Below are 16,401 nucleotides of genomic sequence, written 5' to 3' on the forward strand. Positions count from 1 at the left end.
GTGTGGCGGCCCCGCGTCCTCCGGGGGCACCTCCGCCCGGCGGGGTCCAGGGCCGCCCCCTGCCTCCGCAGGCGGCCCGTCCTCCCACGCCCGCCCCGGTGCCCGCGCCCGCTCCGGCGGCCGGGGGCGACGACGACTTCCAGATCGAACGCTTCTGACGGCTCGAGCGCCGGGCGTCGCTCCGATTCCCCGACGGGGAAGGGGACCGCCCGGGCGCCGTCGTCCCCCGCTTCGAACGAAGCGGGAGCCCTGCTCAGGCGTCGTCATCCCCCAGCTGCGCGCGCAGCCGGGTGAGGCGCAGCGGGCCCACCAGTCCCTGGTGTGCCAGGGTCTGCAGCAGCGACACGGTGGCGCGCACGCGCGCGTCCTGCACCTCGTCGGACTCCTGCACGACCTCGTTGTCGAGCAGCGTCTCCAGGTGCTCCGGGTTGATGGACGTGGGGCCCTCGGCCCAGGCGATTTCGAACAGGGCCCGGGCGATGTGCTCGCGCGCCTTGCGGTCCGCGTCGTTCTCCGACGCCTTGATGAACGCGAGGAACAGCGCGTCCACGGACGCCTTGGACAGCGCGGCCAGGGCGGGCACCTCGCCCAGCGACTCCTTCACGTAGTCCGCGTCGAAGGCGTCCACCTCCTGCTCGTACCCGAACGCCTCCTCCAGGAGGATGGACGCGAGGAACGCGTCCGTCTCCTCGTCGCTCGCGCCCTCTTCCTTGAGGGCTTCGCGCGCCTTCTGCGTGGCGGAGGTGAGCGACGGGTCTTCCGCCAGGGCGCGCGCGGCGGCGTGCGCGGCCAGCAGCACCAGCGAGGCCTGGGCGTCGGAGGACAGCGCGCGGCCGCTCACGCCCTGCAGCATCGCGCGCTGCTTGGGGTTCGCGTCGGCGGCGGCCACGAAGTGCTGCTCCTCGGGAGTCAGCGGTTCACCCGCCTTCTCCTTGCGAAGCGTCTCCTTGGCGGCATCGGCGGTGAGGAAGCGGGCGAGAACGGGGTGCATGGCGGGGCCTGTTACCACATGGTAGGGACTCCGCGATGGTTGAGGAGCCCGAAGGTCCGGAGGCTGTCCAGCGCGCCACCGACGCCTGCCTGCGCCTGCTCTCGGTGCGCGCCCGCAGCCGCCACGAGCTGACGCTCGCCCTGGAGCGCAAGGGCTACCCGGGCCCTGTCCGCGACGAGGTGCTCTCCAGGCTTGCCCAGTGGGGCTATCTGGACGACGCGAAGTTCGCCCGCGACCGCGCCACGTCGCTCTTGGGCAAAGGGAAGCTGGGGCCCCGCGCCGTGCTCCAGCGGCTCCAGGCCCACGGCCTGGAGGGCACCGTGGCCCGGCAGGCGCTGGCGTCCGCGAAGGACGCGGTGGGCTTCGACGCGCTGGAGGCCGCCCGGCAGGTGCTGGAGAAGCGGCGCTTGACGGGCCGCCCGCTGGACGCGAAGGAGCAGGCCCGCGCGGGGAGGCTCCTGCTCAGCCGTGGGTTTTCGCCGGACATCGTTACCCGACTGGTGGGTGAACCTTCGCTGGACCCCTCCGGGCAGGACGAATAGCTTGGGGGCGTGATGCGCTCTGTCGTCCTGTGTGTGACCGTCCTCTTGCTCTCCGGCTGCGCGGCCCTGTCCCAGGGGCCCGCTGGCGAACCCAACTACGCTGGCCAGGCCGCTGAGAATCTGGCGCTGGGCGACGCCGCCATGGAGGACAAGGACTTCCTCAAGGCGGAGAAGTACTACGACCACGTCCGTGCGAAGTACCCGTACCTGGAGGCGGCCCGCGAGGCGGAGCTGAAGCTGGGCGACCTGGACTTCGCCCGGGAGATGTTCCCGGAGGCGCGCGAGAAGTTCGACTCCTTCATGAAGCTGCACCCCACGCACCCCAAGGTGGACTACGCCGCCTACCGCGCGGCCCTGTCCTACGTGGAAGAGTTCCCCTCGGAGTTCTTCGCCCTGCCGCCTTCCTACGAGAAGGAGCAGAAGCCCATGTACGACGCGCTCCGGGCGATGAACGCCTTCCTGCGCCTGTACCCGGAGTCGCAGTACGCGAAGGACGCCAAGGTGCACGCGGACGACGCGCGCGAGCGGCTCGCGCGCCATGAACTCTACGTCGCGTCCTTCTACGCCAAGCGCGAGCGCTGGAAGGCCGTGGCCCAGCGCCTGGAGGGGCTGCTCAAGGACTACCCGGGCACGCCGCTGGAAGAGGAGGCCCTCTTCGACCTGCACAACGCCTACGTGAAGCTCAACGAGCCCCAGCGCGCCCAGGACACCCTGCGCGAGGTCATCAAACGCCTGCCGGGCACCCCCGCCGCCGCGCGCGCCCAGAAGATGCTGGGGTCGTGAGACGGCTGGAGGACTGGGGCCGGCTGGGGGGCATCTTCATCGCCGCCCTCGCCGGGCTCGCCGTTCTGGTGTTCCTGGGCCCGCGCCTGCTGGGCGCCGCGGCCGGACCCGAGGCGGAGATCATCACCTCCCTCAAGGAAGCCGAACACGACGGCGTGTCGCTGTCCGTGCCCGGCTCCGCGCTTCCGCTGGTTTCCCAGAAGCTCCAGTACGCCCGCATCTCCGTGTCGGTGGCGCCGGACGGGAACCGGGCGGAGGCCGCCGCGACGCTGGATTTCGAGGGGAAGCTGGGCGTCACCGTGGTGAGCACCGCGGGGGTGGAACTCACGCCCTTCTCGCGCGAGTCCGGGCGGTGGAAGCCCGTGCCTTCGGAGGCGCCCCGGCTGGTGGCGGTGGTGGCCGCGCTGGAGGCGCGCCGGCGGGCCCTGGAGCAGGGATTGCCGGACGTGCTGACGCGGCTGACGGCCCCGGGGGGCGACGGCGGGGCAGGGCGCACGTGGGAGGAGATGGCCCCCTTGCGCAAGCGGCGCCTGACGGTGGTGGCGTGGTACGTGCGGCTGGAGCGGGACGAAGCCGTGGTGACGGAACACTACCGGGTGGAGGGAGACCTTCCGTCACGCCCGGTGGACACCCGGGGGGAGCGTCCGCTTTTGCTGGTGCGCCAGGGCGATCAATTCTTGTTTTCGCCCAGCCTCATGTAGGCTACCCGCGGAGGAAGGGGCCCGCGCGGGGCCGAGTCATGGAAGAAGCCCTCAAGCAGCTACTGACCCTCGGGCGCGGCTCCTTCGAGAAGAAGCAGTACGCCCAGGCCGAGCAGTACCTGACGAAGGTGGTCGAGCAGAATCCGACCTTCGCCGACGTCTACAACATGCTCGGCATCATCTACCACGACCAGGGCCAGTTCGCCCGGGCGCAGCGTGCCTTCGAGTCCGCGTTGCGGCTCAACCCCGCGTACACCGAGGCCGCCCTCAACCTCGCGGTCATCTACAACGACATGGGGAAGTACGCGGAGGCGAAGGAGGTCTACCAGGCCGCCTTGTCCCGCCAGAAGGGCGCCCCCGGCGAGCTGGACCCCTACGTCATGAAGAAGGTGGCCAACATGTACGCCGACATCGGCGACGTGTTCGCCTCCAGCGGCGTGTGGGCCAAGGCGATTGAAGAGTACCGCCGCGCGCTGGCGCACTTCCCGGAGTTCGTGGACATCCGCCTCAAGCTGGGCAACGCCCTGCGGGATGCCGGGGACAACGCGGCCGCGCTCTCCGAGTACGAGCAGGTCATCGCGCAGAATCCGTCGTACATTCCTGGACGGATCAACTACGGAATCGCACTGTACTCGGCGGGACGTCGTGACGAGGCGGTGAAGGTCTGGGAAGACGTGCTCGTGCGCAGTCCCGGCAACAAGAGCGCGCAGATGTACCTGAACCTGGTGAAGAGCCCGGGGAAGGCGGAAGTGACGGGTTGAGCACCATGGCAACTTCCATCATCGAGGTCGCGGCACCGTGAGCACTCCGAGCGGTACGGCGCAGTCGTTTGCCCTCAAGTTCATCTCCGGGAAGTACCAGGGCGGTGAGTTCCCGCTGAAGGCCGACAAGCAGATCGTCGTCGGACGGTCGAGCGAGTTGGACATGGTGCTCGTGGAGGACATGGTCTCGCGCAAGCACGCGAAGATCTTGTTCTCCGACGGGAAGATCACCATCGAGGACCTGGGCTCCACCAACGGCACCTTCGTCAACGGCGAGAAGGTGAAGCAGGCCCGGCTTAAGGAGGGGGACCGCATCCTCATCGGCACCTCCATCCTCAAGCTCGTGCACCAGGGCGCGGAGAGCGCCTCCGTGGACGAGAGCGTGGTGAAGCAGAAGCTGGAGGAGGCCGCCGCCGCCCAGGCCGCGCGGACCACCAAGGCCAGCTCCATGACGGGGAAGATCGAGGAGATCCCCCTCCCGGACCTGCTCCAGCTCTTCCACACGTCGAAGAAGAACGGCGTGCTCGTGGTGAACAACGCCCACGAGGGCCGCATCTACCTGCGCCAGGGCCGCGTGTACTACGCGGTCATCGACGACAACCACAACCTGGGTCCGCAGAAGAGCTTCAACCGCATCGTCACCTGGGAAGAGGGTGACTTCGAGCTGCGCGCCGCGGACAGCCAGGAGTTCATGGTGGAGCTGGACTCCTCCACCGAGGCGCTCCTCATGGACGCGCTCCGGCAACTGGACGAGTTCAAGCGCCTGCAGCCGCAGCTGCCGCCCATGGCCACGGCGCTCCGGCTCGCGCAGCCGCTGACGCCGCCGCTCAAGGAACTGACGCCGGAGCTGATGGACGTGCTCCAGCTCGTGCACAACCACGGCTCGCTGGGCGGCGTGCTGGACCACTCGGACGGCGACGACGTGCTCACGGCCGAATCCGTGGTGCAGCTCATGAAGCGCGACTACGTGCGCGCGGAGTAGGGCGGGGACACACGATGGCGGGCGAGAAACCGGTGAAGGCCAAACGCCTCACCGAGATGAGCCACTGCGCGGGTTGCGCGGCGAAGTTGAAGGCAGGGGACCTGGCGCGGGTGTTGGGCGGGCTGAAGACGGCCGCACCCCCGCAGGCCCTGGTGGGCTTCACCACCAGCGACGACGCGGCGGTGTACCAACTGGCGCCGGGCATGGCGGTGGTGGAGACGGTGGACTTCTTTCCGCCGCTCGTGGACGACCCGTTCCAGTTCGGCGCCATCGCCGCGGCCAACGCGCTGTCGGACCTCTGGGCCATGGGCGCGAAGCCCCTGTTCGCGCTGAACCTCGTCTGCTTCCCGGAGGAGCTGCCGCTCAAGGTGCTCCAGAAGATCCTCGCGGGCGGCCAGTCCAAGGCTGACGAGGCGGGCATCCCCATCCTGGGAGGCCACAGCATCCGCGACCCGGAGCCCAAGTACGGCATGGCCGTCACCGGCGTGGTGCACCCGAAGAAGGTGCTCACCAACGCGGGGGCGAAGCCGGGGGACGTGCTCATCCTCACCAAGCCCGTGGGCACCGGCATCGCCACCACCGCCATCAAGCGGGGCCTCGCGTCCAAGTCGCTCGTGAAGCGGGTGACGGCGCAGATGACCACGCTCAACAAGACGGCCGGCGAGGTGTTCGCCTCGGGCGCCTTCAAGGTGAACGCGCTCACGGACGTGACGGGCTTCGGGCTCCTGGGCCACCTGCTGGAGATGATGACCGGCTCCAAGACGAAGGCGCTCCTGGACCTGGAGCGCATCCCGCTCATCGCGGAGGTGCCGGGGCTGGCGGAGGACGGCGTGGTGCCGGGCGGGACGAAGACGAACCTGGCGCACGTGAAGCCGAAGGTGCGTTTCCCGGAAGGGCTGCCGGAGCACATCCAGTGGCTGCTGGCGGATGCGCAGACCAACGGCGGCCTGCTGGCCAGCGTGCCTGCGCGCCATGCGCTCAAGGCGGTGCAGGCGCTGGAGAAGGCGGGCGTGGACGCGGCCCTGATTGGCGAAGTCCAGGCAGGCCGGCCGGGCATCGACGTGGTGGGCTGAGCCGAAGGCGGAAGTGTTGGCGGCACGGGGGCGGATTTCGCCTCCGGGCCGGGCCTCCGGTAGCATCCGGGGGCGAATGTCGCCGCGCCCCTCCCCCTTGAGTCTGCTCGCGCTGCTGTGCCTCCTTCCGGCCCTGTCCCAGGCGGGGGAGCGCGGTGCGCGCATCGTCATCGACCCGGGACATGGCGGGGCGAAGGAGGGCGCGAAGGGGCCCGGAGAGCTCTGGGAGAAGGAGATCGCCCTCCAGATTGCCCAGCGCCTGCGCGACAAGCTGGAGGCGGCGGGCAGCGAGGTGTTCCTCACCCGCGAGCAGGACACGCAGATGGCGCTGTCGGAGCGGGTGGAGTTCACCAACACCCAGCGGCCGGACCTCTTCCTCTCCATCCACGCCAACTCCATGCCCACGAAGCGGCTGCGCGAGCGCACCGAGGGCATCGAGACGTACTTCCTCTCCGCCAACGCCTCCGGCGAGGCGGCGCGAGCGGTGGCGGACCGCGAGAACGCGGAGGCGCCCACGGCCCGCGCTGGACGTGGACACTCCACGCTGGCCTTCATCCTGGATGACCTGGCGCGCACGGAGGCGCACTCGGACGCGTCCCGGCTGGCCTACGCCATCCACCCGCGCCTGGTGTCGAAGAGCGGCGCGGCGGACCGGGGCGTGCAGCAGGCGCCGTTCTTCGTCCTCACGGGCGTGGAGGCGCCGGCGGTGCTCATCGAGGTGGGGTTCATCTCCCACCCGCAGGAGGGCGCCCGGCTGGGGAAGGCCGCGTACCAGGAGGCGCTGGCGGAGGCCATCTCGGACGGGGTGCAGGCGTTCCTCCGGGAGACGCGCCGACGGGACCACACCCCCTCCGCGCCGGTGGCTGGATCCACCGGGCCCTGATAAAGCGCGGGGCTCACGTCCCCTCGCGTCAGGAGCTTTCCTCGTGCGTTCCTTCCAACGTGGTGCGCTGGATCTCCGGCCGGTCACCCTCACGCCCAACGTCAACCGCTACGCGGAGGGCTCCGTGCAGGTGGAGTTCGGCCACACCAAGGTGCTCGTCACCTGCTCGGTGGAGGATCGCGTCCCGCCGCACCTGATGGGCAAGGGCTCCGGCTGGGTGACGGCCGAGTACGGCATGCTCCCGCGCGCCACGCACACCCGCGGCGCCCGCGAGGCCGCCAAGGGCAAGCAGACCGGGCGCACCATGGAGATTCAACGGCTCATCGGCCGGGCCCTGCGTGCCTCCGTGGACCTGACCTCGCTGGGCGTGCGCACCTTCACGCTGGACTGCGACGTCATCCAGGCGGACGGCGGCACGCGCACCGCGTCCATCACCGGCGCGTACGTGGCGCTGGTGCTGGCGATGCGCTCGCTCAACAAGCCGGGCATGTTGGCGAAGCTCACCCCGCTGGCCGCCGTGTCGGTGGGCGTGGTGAACGGCGAAGTGCGCGTGGACCTGGACTACGACGAGGACTCCACCGCGGACGTGGACCTGAACCTCGTGGCGACGGCGGACGGGCGCATCGTGGAGGTGCAGGGCACCGCCGAGCACAAGCTCTTCGACCGCAAGGCGATGGACGCGATGCTGGATGGGGGCCTCGCCGCCATCCAGCAGCTCGCCGCCGCGCAGGCGAAGGTGCTGGGATGAAGCCCCGGCTGCTCTTCGCCACCGGCAACGCCGGCAAGCTGCGCGAATTGCGCATGCTGGTGGGCGACGCGGTGGAGGTGGTGTCCCTCAAGGACCTGCCCCCCGTGCCCGAACCCGTGGAGGACGGCGACACCTTCGAGGCGAACGCGGTGAAGAAGGCCCGGGAGTACTCGCTGGCCACCGGGCTGCCGGCGCTCGCGGACGACTCGGGGCTGTGCGTGGACGCGCTGGGTGGACGTCCCGGGGTGCTCTCCGCGCGCTATGCGCCGGGGGATGATCGGGCCCGGTACGAGAAGCTGCTGACGGAGCTGGCCGGCGTGCCGGACGAAAAGCGCACGGCGTCCTTCCGCTGCGCCCTGGCGCTGGTGGTGGGCGCGGGCGAGCCCCGCGTGGAGGTGGGCCGCTGCGAGGGCGTCATCCTCCATGCGCCGAAGGGGACGCACGGCTTCGGCTACGACCCCGTGTTCCAGGTGGCGGGGCAGGGCGGTCGCGCGATGGCGGAGCTGACGCCGGAGGAGAAGGCGCGGGTGTCTCACCGGGCTAAGGCCTTCCAGTTGATGCGGCCGTACCTGTTGGCGCTCTGACCGGACGGGCGGGCGTCAGGAACAGCAAGCTTGCGCGTCCGTCCGCGTTGGGCGAAGAATGCGGCACTTCTCGGGGCGTAGCGCAGCCTGGTAGCGCACCTGCCTTGGGCGCAGGGGGTCGGAGGTTCGAATCCTCTCGCCCCGATTTGAAGTGCCGTCGTTGAGCAGTGCAGTGAGGGTTTTCCGGCAGGCTCCAGTAGCTCAGCTGGATAGAGCACCGACCTTCTAAGTCGGGGGTCGCAGGTTCGAGTCCTGCCTGGGGCGCCAACCTGCTTGGAAGGGTTGTTGATTTGGACCTTGAACGGTCCCGGTTTCCACGGTAGGAGACCGCCGCTTCAAAAGCCGTGATGTGGGTGAGTGACGGCGGACATAGCTCAACTGGTTAGAGCGCCGGACTGTGACTCCGGAGGTTGCCGGTTCGATCCCGGTTGTCCGCCCTTTTTCTTCGCTTCCCGCCGCGCCTATAGCTCAACTGGATAGAGCATCGGCCTTCGAAGCCGAGGGTTGGGGGTTCAAGTCCCTCTGGGCGCACTGTCTCAACCCCCTCGAAGCCGCGTTTGACGCTGGTGCCTCCAGCTCCGCGCTCGTGGATGTATCCCCCGGAAATGTCTGTGATTGTCGCCCCGGACAGCACAACGCCCGCGCCCCGATAGCGGGACGCGGGCGTCATTTCATCCAACGGCGGCGCCTTCGTGGCTCAGGCCTCCGGAGTCGTCCCAGCGCCGTCCTTCGAGGACGGCACCCGGCATCTCAGCTCCGTCTCCGCCTCCAGGGCGGTGAGGTTCTCACGCATCGCCTTCGCCCACCGGGCCCGGGGCTGCTCCATCAGCTTCTCGTGCGCCAGGTCGATGGTCTCGCTCAGCTCGTCGTCGGACAGCTCGGCCGTGGTCTTCCCCTTGTGCGGGCCGAACGCCACCACCACGGCGCTCGCCTTGGGGCGCTCGGGCTCGACGACCGGAACGGCGGCGGGGGCCACCGGGGCCAGGGGCACGTCGATGGAGAGCTGCTGCGTCTCCACCTCCGCCGGACGGGCCTCCACCGGAGCCGGTGCGGGGGCCAGGGTGGGGAAGGACGCCTTCATGGGGCCGGGCTTGGAGCCCAGCACCTCGTAGCCGCCCGTCGGAGGCACGGGCTCCTCGTGCGGCGGAGCATGGCCGTGGGCGTCGAACTCCTCCGCCGGCATCTCCTCGCGCACGTACAGTCCGCCGAAGGCCTCCGGGTACGCCTTGCGCAGCGCCGCCACCCGGGCGCACTTCTCGATCATCGTCGTGGGAATCTTGGCCCACAGCGGCGTCTGCTGGACGTAGCCGGCGAAGTCCAGCCACACCACCACCGGCAGCTTCCCCTCGCGCACCACCCGCGACCAGGCGCCCACGAGCGCGCCCTTGCGCTTGGCCGGGTTGAAGCGGTGCACCACCTCGCCCTTGCCCTGGTCCACGACGATTTCGTCCTCGGCGAACACCGCGCTCGCCTGGATGCCCTTGAAGTCCGGGAAGCGCTCGGCGCGGGCCAGCATGCCGGCCTCCGAGGGCTGGAACTCGTACTTGGTCACCCAGTTGGGCCGCTCGCGGTTGCCCACGTTCTGCCGGCGCGCCACGCAGAAGGCTTCCTTGAGCAGCGGATCCAGCCCGCTGCGCTTGCACTGCTCGATGAAGAGGGCGAACTCGTCCTCGCTGATTCCCCGGGGGCAGATGGTCCGCTTCACCAGGTCCACCCGCTCCCGGTTCCAGGCCGCGCCCTGCGGCGACGTCGTTCCGTCCGCCTTCACGTTGGCTTCCATCACAGTCATCTCCTGCATCCACTCCACGAAAAGGACGGGCGACCCTCGCCCGACCACCTGGTTGCCGCCGCGACGTCGCAGCCCACCCATGCGGGCAGGGGCTCCCCGGGCCGGTGCTACAGGCCTGAAGCGCGGATCGCGGCGTGGATCAACATGCAGGTGGGGCGGCGCCTTCGCATCGTCGCGGCGATCCAGGAATGGCCGGCAGCACGCCAGCCATCCGGTCACCTTGCGAAGAATCAAAGGGGAGTGCAGAAACGTTTTGACAGCGCGCGTGGCGACGGGTATTCACCGCCGCCATCGACGTCGCGCAGCCAACGCGTCGAGGCCAAGCAGTCGGGAGCGTAGCTCAATTGGCAGAGCAATGGACTCTTAATCCATAGGTTGTGGGTTCGATTCCCTCCGCTCTCACTCGCAGGGCCCCTTCAGGAATGAAGGGGCCCTGTTTCTTTTCCGGCGTCCTATGCGCCGGAAGGCCCCTGTCCCGCTCGGAAGTTTCGCGGTAGGACAGTTGCCTGTCGCGCCGGGCGGGTGGCGAAACTGGTAGACGCGCCAGACTTAGGATCTGGTACCGCAAGGTGTGAGGGTTCGAGTCCCTCCTCGCCCATTTCGCGTTGACCCGTTCGTGCCTATCCCCTAAAGCCGCACGTCCCACTTTCCGGTTGCCGCCCGGGCATCGAGCCCCGTGGGTGGCGAGCGAGGCCCGCATGAAGGTCCAGGTCGAGGAGCTTTCTCCCATCGAGAAGAAGCTCTCCATCGAGGTCGACAACGCCCGCGTGGCGGAGGAACTCAACCGCGCGTACGCCGCGCTCAGCGGTCAGGTGAAGCTGCCTGGTTTCCGCCAGGGCAAGGTTCCCCGCCGCATCCTGGAGCAGCGCTATCGCGAGCAGGTGGAAGACGACGTCATCCAGCGCGTGGTGCAGAAGGCCTACCTGGAGGCCGTGCGCGAGCACAAGGTGGAGGCCGTCGCCTCGCCCCAGGTGACCAACTCCGGCATCAAGCCCAACGCCCCCTTCTCCTTCGAGGCCCGCGTGGAGGTGAAGCCGCGCGTGGAGGCCAAGGACTTCGAGGGCGTGTCGCTCACGAAGATCGACGCCACCATCTCCGATGAGGCGGTGAACGAGCAGATTGAACGGATGCGCCAGAACCAGGGCCGCATCGAGCCCATCACCGACCGCGACACCGCGGCCTCCGGCGATCAGGTCACCATCGACTTCGAGGCGAAGGTGGATGGCAACCCGTTCCCCGGCAGCAAGGCGGACGGCATCGGCGTGCGCGTGCAGGCGGGCGAGCTCATCGAGGGCAACATCCCGCAGCTGGAGGGCGTGAAGGTCGGCGAGTCGAAGGACGTCGAGTACACCTTCGGCCCGGACTACCAGGTGGAGGACATCCGCGGGAAGACGGCGACCTTCCACATCACCGTCAAGGAGCTGAAGAAGTCGGTGGTGCCGGAGCTGGACGACGCCTTCGCCAAGGAGTCCGGCGTCGCGCAGACGGTGGACGAGCTGCGCGCGAAGATCCGCTCCGACCTGGAGAAGAACAAGAAGAACCAGGTCCAGGTGGACGAGCGCGACGCGCTCATCAAGGCCCTCTTGGAGAAGAACCCGTTCGAGGTTCCCCGCGCCATGGTGGAGCGCGCCATCGACTCCATGATGGAGGGCGCCTTCCGCCAGATGCAGCGCCAGGGCATCGACCCGCGCCAGCTCAACCTGGACTTCAACCGGCTGCGCGAGGAGATGCGCGAGAAGGCCGTGCTGGAGGTGAAGGGCACGCTGCTGTTCGAGGCCATCGCCCAGCAGCAGAACATCCAGGCGTCCGACGAGGACGTGAAGAAGCGCATCGAAGACCTCGCCATCGAGGCCAACCAGCCCGTCGCCCAGGTGGAGAAGTACTTCAAGGGCCCGGATGAGCGGCTGGGGTTGTCTCTGCGACTCCGTGAGGAAAAGACGATTGAATTCCTCAAGGGTCGGGCGAAGTATTCTTGAGGCTTTTCTCCCAGTAAGGCTCAAGCGCTCCTTCTAGAGGTCCATCCGACATGCCCTTCATGCCCGTCCCCTACGTCATCGAGCAGACCCACCGGGGTGAGCGCTCGTACGACATCTACAGCCGGCTCCTGAAGGACCGCATCGTGATGCTGGGAACGGAGATCGACGACGATGTGGCCAACGCCATCGTCGCCCAGCTCCTGTTCCTGGAGTCCGAGGACCCCGACAAGGACATCAACCTCTACATCAACTCGCCGGGTGGCTCCGTCACGGCGGGCCTCGCCATCTACGATACGATGCAGTACGTCAAGGCGCCGGTGTCCACCATCTGCGTGGGTCAGGCCGCCTCCATGGGCGCGGTGCTGCTGCTGGCCGGCGCGAAGGGCAAGCGCTACTCGCTGCCCTCCAGCCGCATCATGATCCACCAGCCCCTGGGCGGCGCCCGCGGGCAGGCGACGGACATCGAAATCCAGGCCCGTGAAATCCTCAGGATGAAGGCGAAGCTCAACGAACTCATCGTCAAGCACACCGGGCAGACGATCGAGCGCGTGGAGAAGGACACGGACCGCGACTACTTCATGAGCGCGCCCGAGGCGAAGGCCTACGGCATCCTGGATTCCATCCAGGACCCCCGCAAGGTCGCCGGCGTGAAGGCGGAAGAGAAGAAGTAGACAGAACGGACCGGGGTGACAGGGACTCGGCCGGCGGCCGGGGGTGCTGGGAATGCCTTCCCGCGCCTCCGGCCTTCTTCTTTCCGCGTCGCGGTCATTTTCTCCTTGTTAAGTACCCGGAAGGTGCGTGGACGTCCCCGATGGGGGCTGACTAGATTGGGGCAGGGGCAGGGGACCGGACGCGAAGTCGGTTGGGGCCTTACAGGCAGCGAGGGATTTCATGGCGGGTAAGAACGTGGAGAAGCGAGACAACCAGACCCTCTGCTGCTCGTTCTGCGGAAAGTCGCAGAAGGAGGTCAAGAAGCTCATCGCGGGCCCGACGGTCTACATCTGCGACGAGTGCATCGGGCTGTGCAACGACATCATCGCGGAGGAGATCGACCGCGAGGAGACCAAGGACACCAAGCTGCGCATCCCCCGGCCCTCTGAAATCAAGGCCGTGCTGGACGAGTACGTGGTGGGCCAGGAGCGGGCGAAGAAGACGCTGTCGGTGGCGGTGCACAACCACTACAAGCGCATCGAGTCCAAGGTCGCCATGGACGACGTGGAGCTGCAGAAGAGCAACATCCTGCTGCTCGGCCCCACGGGCTCCGGCAAGACGCTGCTCGCGCAGACCCTGGCGCGCATCCTCAACGTCCCCTTCACCATCGCGGACGCCACGTGCCTCACGGAGGCCGGCTACGTGGGCGAGGACGTGGAGAACATCATCGTCAACCTGCTGCAGGCCGCCGACCACGACATCGAGCGCGCGCAGCGGGGCATCGTCTACATCGACGAAATCGACAAGATCGCCCGCAAGTCGGAGAACCCGTCCATCACCCGCGACGTGAGCGGTGAGGGCGTGCAGCAGGCCCTGCTGAAGATCATCGAAGGCACGGTGGCCAACGTCCCGCCCAAGGGCGGCCGCAAGCACCCCCAGCAGGAGTTCCTGCAGGTGGACACCACCAACATCCTCTTCATCTGCGGCGGCGCGTTCGGCGGCCTGGAGCAGGTGATTGAGCGCCGCATGGGCGGCCGCAGCCTGGGCTTCGGCGCGGAGATTCAATCGCGCAAGCAGCGCAACCTCAGTGAGCTGCTGCGTCAGGTGGAGCCGGAGGACCTGCTCAAGTTCGGCATGATTCCGGAGTTCATCGGCCGTCTGCCCATCATCACCGCGCTGGAGGAGCTGGACGAGGGCGCGCTGGTGAACATCCTGGGCGAGCCCAAGAACGCGCTCACCAAGCAGTACCGCAAGCTCTTCGAGCTGGACGGCGTGTCGCTGAAGTTCACCGACGGCGCCCTCAAGGCCATCGCGTCCGAAGCCATCCGCCGCAAGGCTGGCGCCCGTGGCCTGCGCTCCATCCTGGAGACCGCCATGCTGGACGTGATGTACGAAATCCCGTCCCGCAAGACGGCCCGCGAGGTGCTCATCTCCGAGGAGGTCATCCTCAAGAAGAGCGAGCCCGTGGTGCTCCACTCCCAGGACAACAAGGAGACACCGGAGCCGAAGAAGGAATCCGCCTGAGCCCGCGCGGCGGTTGAACGCCGCCGCACGGACATGACGGGGCGCGTCACGGAGCACCGCGAGCAGGAGCGCGGCCCGGGACGCGCCCTTCGTCATTTTCGGGGGACGCAGGCGGGAGGCCGAGCCCGCATTTTTTCCGGGCCGGGCGCGGGGCCTTCTTGTATCTGCTGTGCCCCATGAGAAAGCTCCTCATGCCTGCCCTGCTGTTGCTGTCGGCCTGCACGTCCACGAAGGAGGCCACGCGCGAAGAGGTTCCTCCTTCCGCGTCCTCGCAGGTGCCCGCTGGCACCAGCGCTCCGGCCCAGGAGGGCCCCTCCCGCATGACCTACCCGGCGACCCGTTCCGAAGCGGTGGTGGACACGCTTCACGGCCAGCAGGTGGCGGACCCGTACCGCTGGCTGGAGGACGAGAAGGCCCCCGAGGTGCAGGCCTGGATGAAGGTGCAGGACGGCTTCACCCGCGACGCGCTCGCGAAGATGCCGGGCCGCGACGCGCTGGCGAAGCGCTTCACGGAGCTGTTCTACGTGGACTCGGTGACGGCGCCCTTCCGCCGGGGCCAGCGCTACTTCTTCATGCGCACCCACAAGGACAAGGAGAAGGCCATCGTCTACTGGAAGGACGGCGAGTCCGGACAGGAGAAGGTGCTGCTGGATCCGAACGCCCTCAGCAAGGACGGCCAGGTGTCCCTGGGCCGGTGGGTGCCGTCGTGGGACGGCAAGCGCGTGGCCTTCCCGTTGCGCCCCAACGCCGCGGACGAGGCCGTGCTGCACGTAGTGGATGTGGCCACCGGGGAATGGTCCAAGGTGGACGTGATTGAAGGCGCGAAGTACGCGACGCCCCACTGGACCCCGGACGGCAAGGGCTTCTACTACGAGTGGCTGCCCACGGACCCCTCCATCCCCGTGGACGCGCGCCCGGGCTACACCACGCTCAAGTTCCACGTGCTGGGCCAGGACCCGAAGAACGACGTGGTGGTGCACGAGCGCACGGGCGACCCGACGACGTTCCTCCAGGGCGACCTGTCGCGCGACGGCAAGTACCTCTTCGTCTCCATCCTGCGCGGCTGGAGCGAGAACGACGTCTACTGGAAGCACCCGGGTGAGAAGGACTGGCGGCTGCTCGTGAAGGGCAAGGGCGCCAAGTACAACGTCATCCCCTGGAAGGACCGCTTCTACGTCGTCACCGACGAGGGCGCCCCGCGCCAGCGCGTCTTCGGCGTGGACCCGAAGAAGCCCGAGCGCGCGAACTGGAAGGAGCTGGTGTCGGAGGACCCCAAGGCGGCGCTGGAGAGCGTGTCGCTGGTGGGTGGCCACCTGGCGCTGGAGTACCTGAAGGACGCGACCACGGAGCTGCGCATCACCACGCTGGAGGGCAAGCCGGTGCGCACCGTTCAGCTTCCGGGCGTGGGCGCCGCCAGCAACCTGCTGGGCCTGGAGGACCAGGACGACGCCTACTTCGCCTACAGCTCCTTCACCACGCCCCGGCAGGTGTACCGGACGTCCGTGAAGAGCGGGAAGGTGGACCTGTGGGCGAAGGTGGAGGTGCCCATGGACCCGGACGCGTACACCGCGGAGCAGGTGTTCTACCCGTCCAAGGACGGCACGAAGGTGCCCATGTTCCTTGTCTACAAGAAGGGGCTGAAGAAGGACGGAAATGCGCCCACGCTGCTGTACGGCTACGGCGGCTTCTTCGTGAGCATGCAGCCCACCTTCCGCGCGAGCATCCTGCCGTGGCTGGACGCGGGCGGCATCTACGCGGTGGCCAACCTGCGCGGCGGCGGCGAGTACGGCACCGCGTGGCATGACGCGGGCAAGGGCGCGAACAAGCAGAACGTGTTCGACGACCTGACCGGCGCGGCCGAGTTCCTGGCGAAGGAGCGGTACACGCAGGCCAAGAAGCTGGCCATCTACGGCGGCAGCAACGGCGGCCTGCTGGTGGGCGCGGCGATGACCCAGCGGCCGGAGCTGTACGGCGCGGTGGTGTGCGGCGTGCCGCTCCTGGACATGGTGCGCTACCACCTGTTTGGCAGCGGGCGGACGTGGGTACCGGAGTACGGGTCCGCAGACGACGCGGCGCAGTTCAAGACCCTGTACGCCTATTCGCCCTACCACCATGTGCGTCAGGACGTGAAGTACCCGGCGCTCCTGATGATGTCGTCGGACCACGACGACCGGGTGGACCCCATGCACGCGCGAAAGTTCGTCGCGGCGGTGCAGAACGCGAAGGGCAATTCGGCGCCCACGCTGCTACGAATCGAAGCGAACGCGGGTCACGGAGGGGCGGACCAGGTGGCCAAGGCCATTGAGTCCAGCGCGGACATGTACGCCTTCCTCTTCCAGGTGCTGGATGTGGCTCGCCCGGTGGGCGGGGTGGCGGCCGAGGGCCAGTAAACCCCTGGGAGGACATGGTCCCG

The 16,401-nt window shown here is 68.4% G+C and carries 15 protein-coding genes and 6 tRNA genes; 19 read left to right on the forward strand and 2 right to left on the reverse strand.

The window, feature by feature from the left end:
• Positions 1–253 precede the first annotated feature (253 nt).
• Complete coding sequence (locus tag D7X74_RS12310) at positions 254–991, reverse strand: hypothetical protein (RefSeq protein WP_120533136.1); 738 nt, start codon at positions 989–991, stop codon at positions 254–256.
• 35 nt (positions 992–1,026) lie between these two features.
• Between D7X74_RS12310 and D7X74_RS12315 the strand changes: the two genes are divergently transcribed.
• From D7X74_RS12315 to D7X74_RS12375, 13 genes are all read left to right on the forward strand, one after another.
• A complete protein-coding gene (locus D7X74_RS12315) occupies positions 1,027–1,533 on the forward strand; it encodes a regulatory protein RecX (RefSeq protein ID WP_120533137.1) in 507 nt (168 codons plus the stop codon).
• A 12-nt stretch (positions 1,534–1,545) separates the two neighbouring features.
• Positions 1,546–2,316, forward strand: a complete 771-nt coding sequence (locus D7X74_RS12320) for an outer membrane protein assembly factor BamD (protein WP_120533138.1) — start codon at positions 1,546–1,548, stop codon at positions 2,314–2,316.
• Positions 2,313–3,017 (forward strand): hypothetical protein, encoded by a 705-nt coding sequence (locus D7X74_RS12325; protein WP_120533139.1) that lies wholly within the window; start codon positions 2,313–2,315, stop codon positions 3,015–3,017. Before D7X74_RS12320 ends, D7X74_RS12325 begins: the two co-directional genes overlap by 4 nt.
• Positions 3,018–3,055: 38 nt before the next feature.
• A complete protein-coding gene (locus D7X74_RS12330) occupies positions 3,056–3,778 on the forward strand; it encodes a lipopolysaccharide assembly protein LapB (RefSeq protein WP_120533140.1) in 723 nt (240 codons plus the stop codon).
• 37 nt (positions 3,779–3,815) lie between these two features.
• Entirely contained in the window at positions 3,816–4,760 is a 945-nt protein-coding gene (locus D7X74_RS12335; RefSeq protein ID WP_120533141.1) for an FHA domain-containing protein, read from the forward strand.
• A gap of 14 nt (positions 4,761–4,774) precedes the next feature.
• Positions 4,775–5,833, forward strand: a complete 1,059-nt coding sequence (selD, locus tag D7X74_RS12340; protein WP_120533142.1) for a selenide, water dikinase SelD — start codon at positions 4,775–4,777, stop codon at positions 5,831–5,833.
• 76 nt (positions 5,834–5,909) lie between these two features.
• Positions 5,910–6,716 carry an N-acetylmuramoyl-L-alanine amidase gene (locus tag D7X74_RS12345; RefSeq protein ID WP_120533143.1) on the forward strand — a complete coding sequence of 269 codons (807 nt, stop codon included), beginning with the start codon at positions 5,910–5,912 and terminating at the stop codon, positions 6,714–6,716.
• Between the two features lie 43 nt (positions 6,717–6,759).
• Complete coding sequence (gene rph / locus D7X74_RS12350; protein ID WP_120533144.1) at positions 6,760–7,464, forward strand: ribonuclease PH; 705 nt, start codon at positions 6,760–6,762, stop codon at positions 7,462–7,464.
• Positions 7,461–8,048 carry an RdgB/HAM1 family non-canonical purine NTP pyrophosphatase gene (gene rdgB, locus D7X74_RS12355; protein WP_120533145.1) on the forward strand — a complete coding sequence of 196 codons (588 nt, stop codon included), beginning with the start codon at positions 7,461–7,463 and terminating at the stop codon, positions 8,046–8,048. Before rph ends, rdgB begins: the two co-directional genes overlap by 4 nt.
• Positions 8,049–8,119: 71 nt before the next feature.
• Positions 8,120–8,193 (forward strand) — tRNA-Pro (locus D7X74_RS12360).
• Positions 8,194–8,238: 45 nt separating this feature from the next.
• A tRNA-Arg gene (locus tag D7X74_RS12365) sits at positions 8,239–8,315 on the forward strand.
• A 96-nt stretch (positions 8,316–8,411) separates the two neighbouring features.
• A tRNA-His gene (locus D7X74_RS12370) sits at positions 8,412–8,485 on the forward strand.
• Between the two features lie 20 nt (positions 8,486–8,505).
• Positions 8,506–8,579: transfer RNA gene (locus D7X74_RS12375), tRNA-Arg, on the forward strand.
• A 166-nt stretch (positions 8,580–8,745) separates the two neighbouring features.
• Here the strand turns inward: D7X74_RS12375 and bet are convergent.
• Positions 8,746–9,828, reverse strand: a complete 1,083-nt coding sequence (gene bet / locus D7X74_RS12380) for a phage recombination protein Bet (RefSeq protein WP_120533146.1) — start codon at positions 9,826–9,828, stop codon at positions 8,746–8,748.
• Between the two features lie 338 nt (positions 9,829–10,166).
• Here bet and D7X74_RS12385 point away from each other — a divergent pair.
• The 6 genes from D7X74_RS12385 (at position 10,167) to D7X74_RS12410 (ending at position 16,378) form a co-directional block, all read left to right on the forward strand.
• Positions 10,167–10,239 (forward strand) — tRNA-Lys (locus D7X74_RS12385).
• Between the two features lie 114 nt (positions 10,240–10,353).
• Positions 10,354–10,435, forward strand: a tRNA-Leu gene (locus D7X74_RS12390).
• 100 nt (positions 10,436–10,535) lie between these two features.
• Positions 10,536–11,813, forward strand: coding sequence for a trigger factor (gene tig / locus D7X74_RS12395; protein WP_120533147.1), 1,278 nt, complete (start codon positions 10,536–10,538; stop codon positions 11,811–11,813).
• A 50-nt stretch (positions 11,814–11,863) separates the two neighbouring features.
• Positions 11,864–12,484: an ATP-dependent Clp endopeptidase proteolytic subunit ClpP gene (gene clpP / locus D7X74_RS12400; RefSeq protein WP_120533148.1), complete on the forward strand. Its 621-nt coding sequence runs from the start codon at positions 11,864–11,866 to the stop codon at positions 12,482–12,484.
• Positions 12,485–12,704: 220 nt separating this feature from the next.
• Positions 12,705–13,988 (forward strand): ATP-dependent Clp protease ATP-binding subunit ClpX, encoded by a 1,284-nt coding sequence (gene clpX, locus D7X74_RS12405; protein ID WP_120533149.1) that lies wholly within the window; start codon positions 12,705–12,707, stop codon positions 13,986–13,988.
• A gap of 191 nt (positions 13,989–14,179) precedes the next feature.
• Positions 14,180–16,378, forward strand: a complete 2,199-nt coding sequence (locus D7X74_RS12410) for a prolyl oligopeptidase family protein (protein WP_233602072.1) — start codon at positions 14,180–14,182, stop codon at positions 16,376–16,378.
• Positions 16,379–16,401 lie beyond the last annotated feature (23 nt).

It is taken from the genome of Corallococcus sp. CA047B (assembly GCF_003612065.1).
GTDB lineage: Bacteria > Myxococcota > Myxococcia > Myxococcales > Myxococcaceae > Corallococcus > Corallococcus praedator.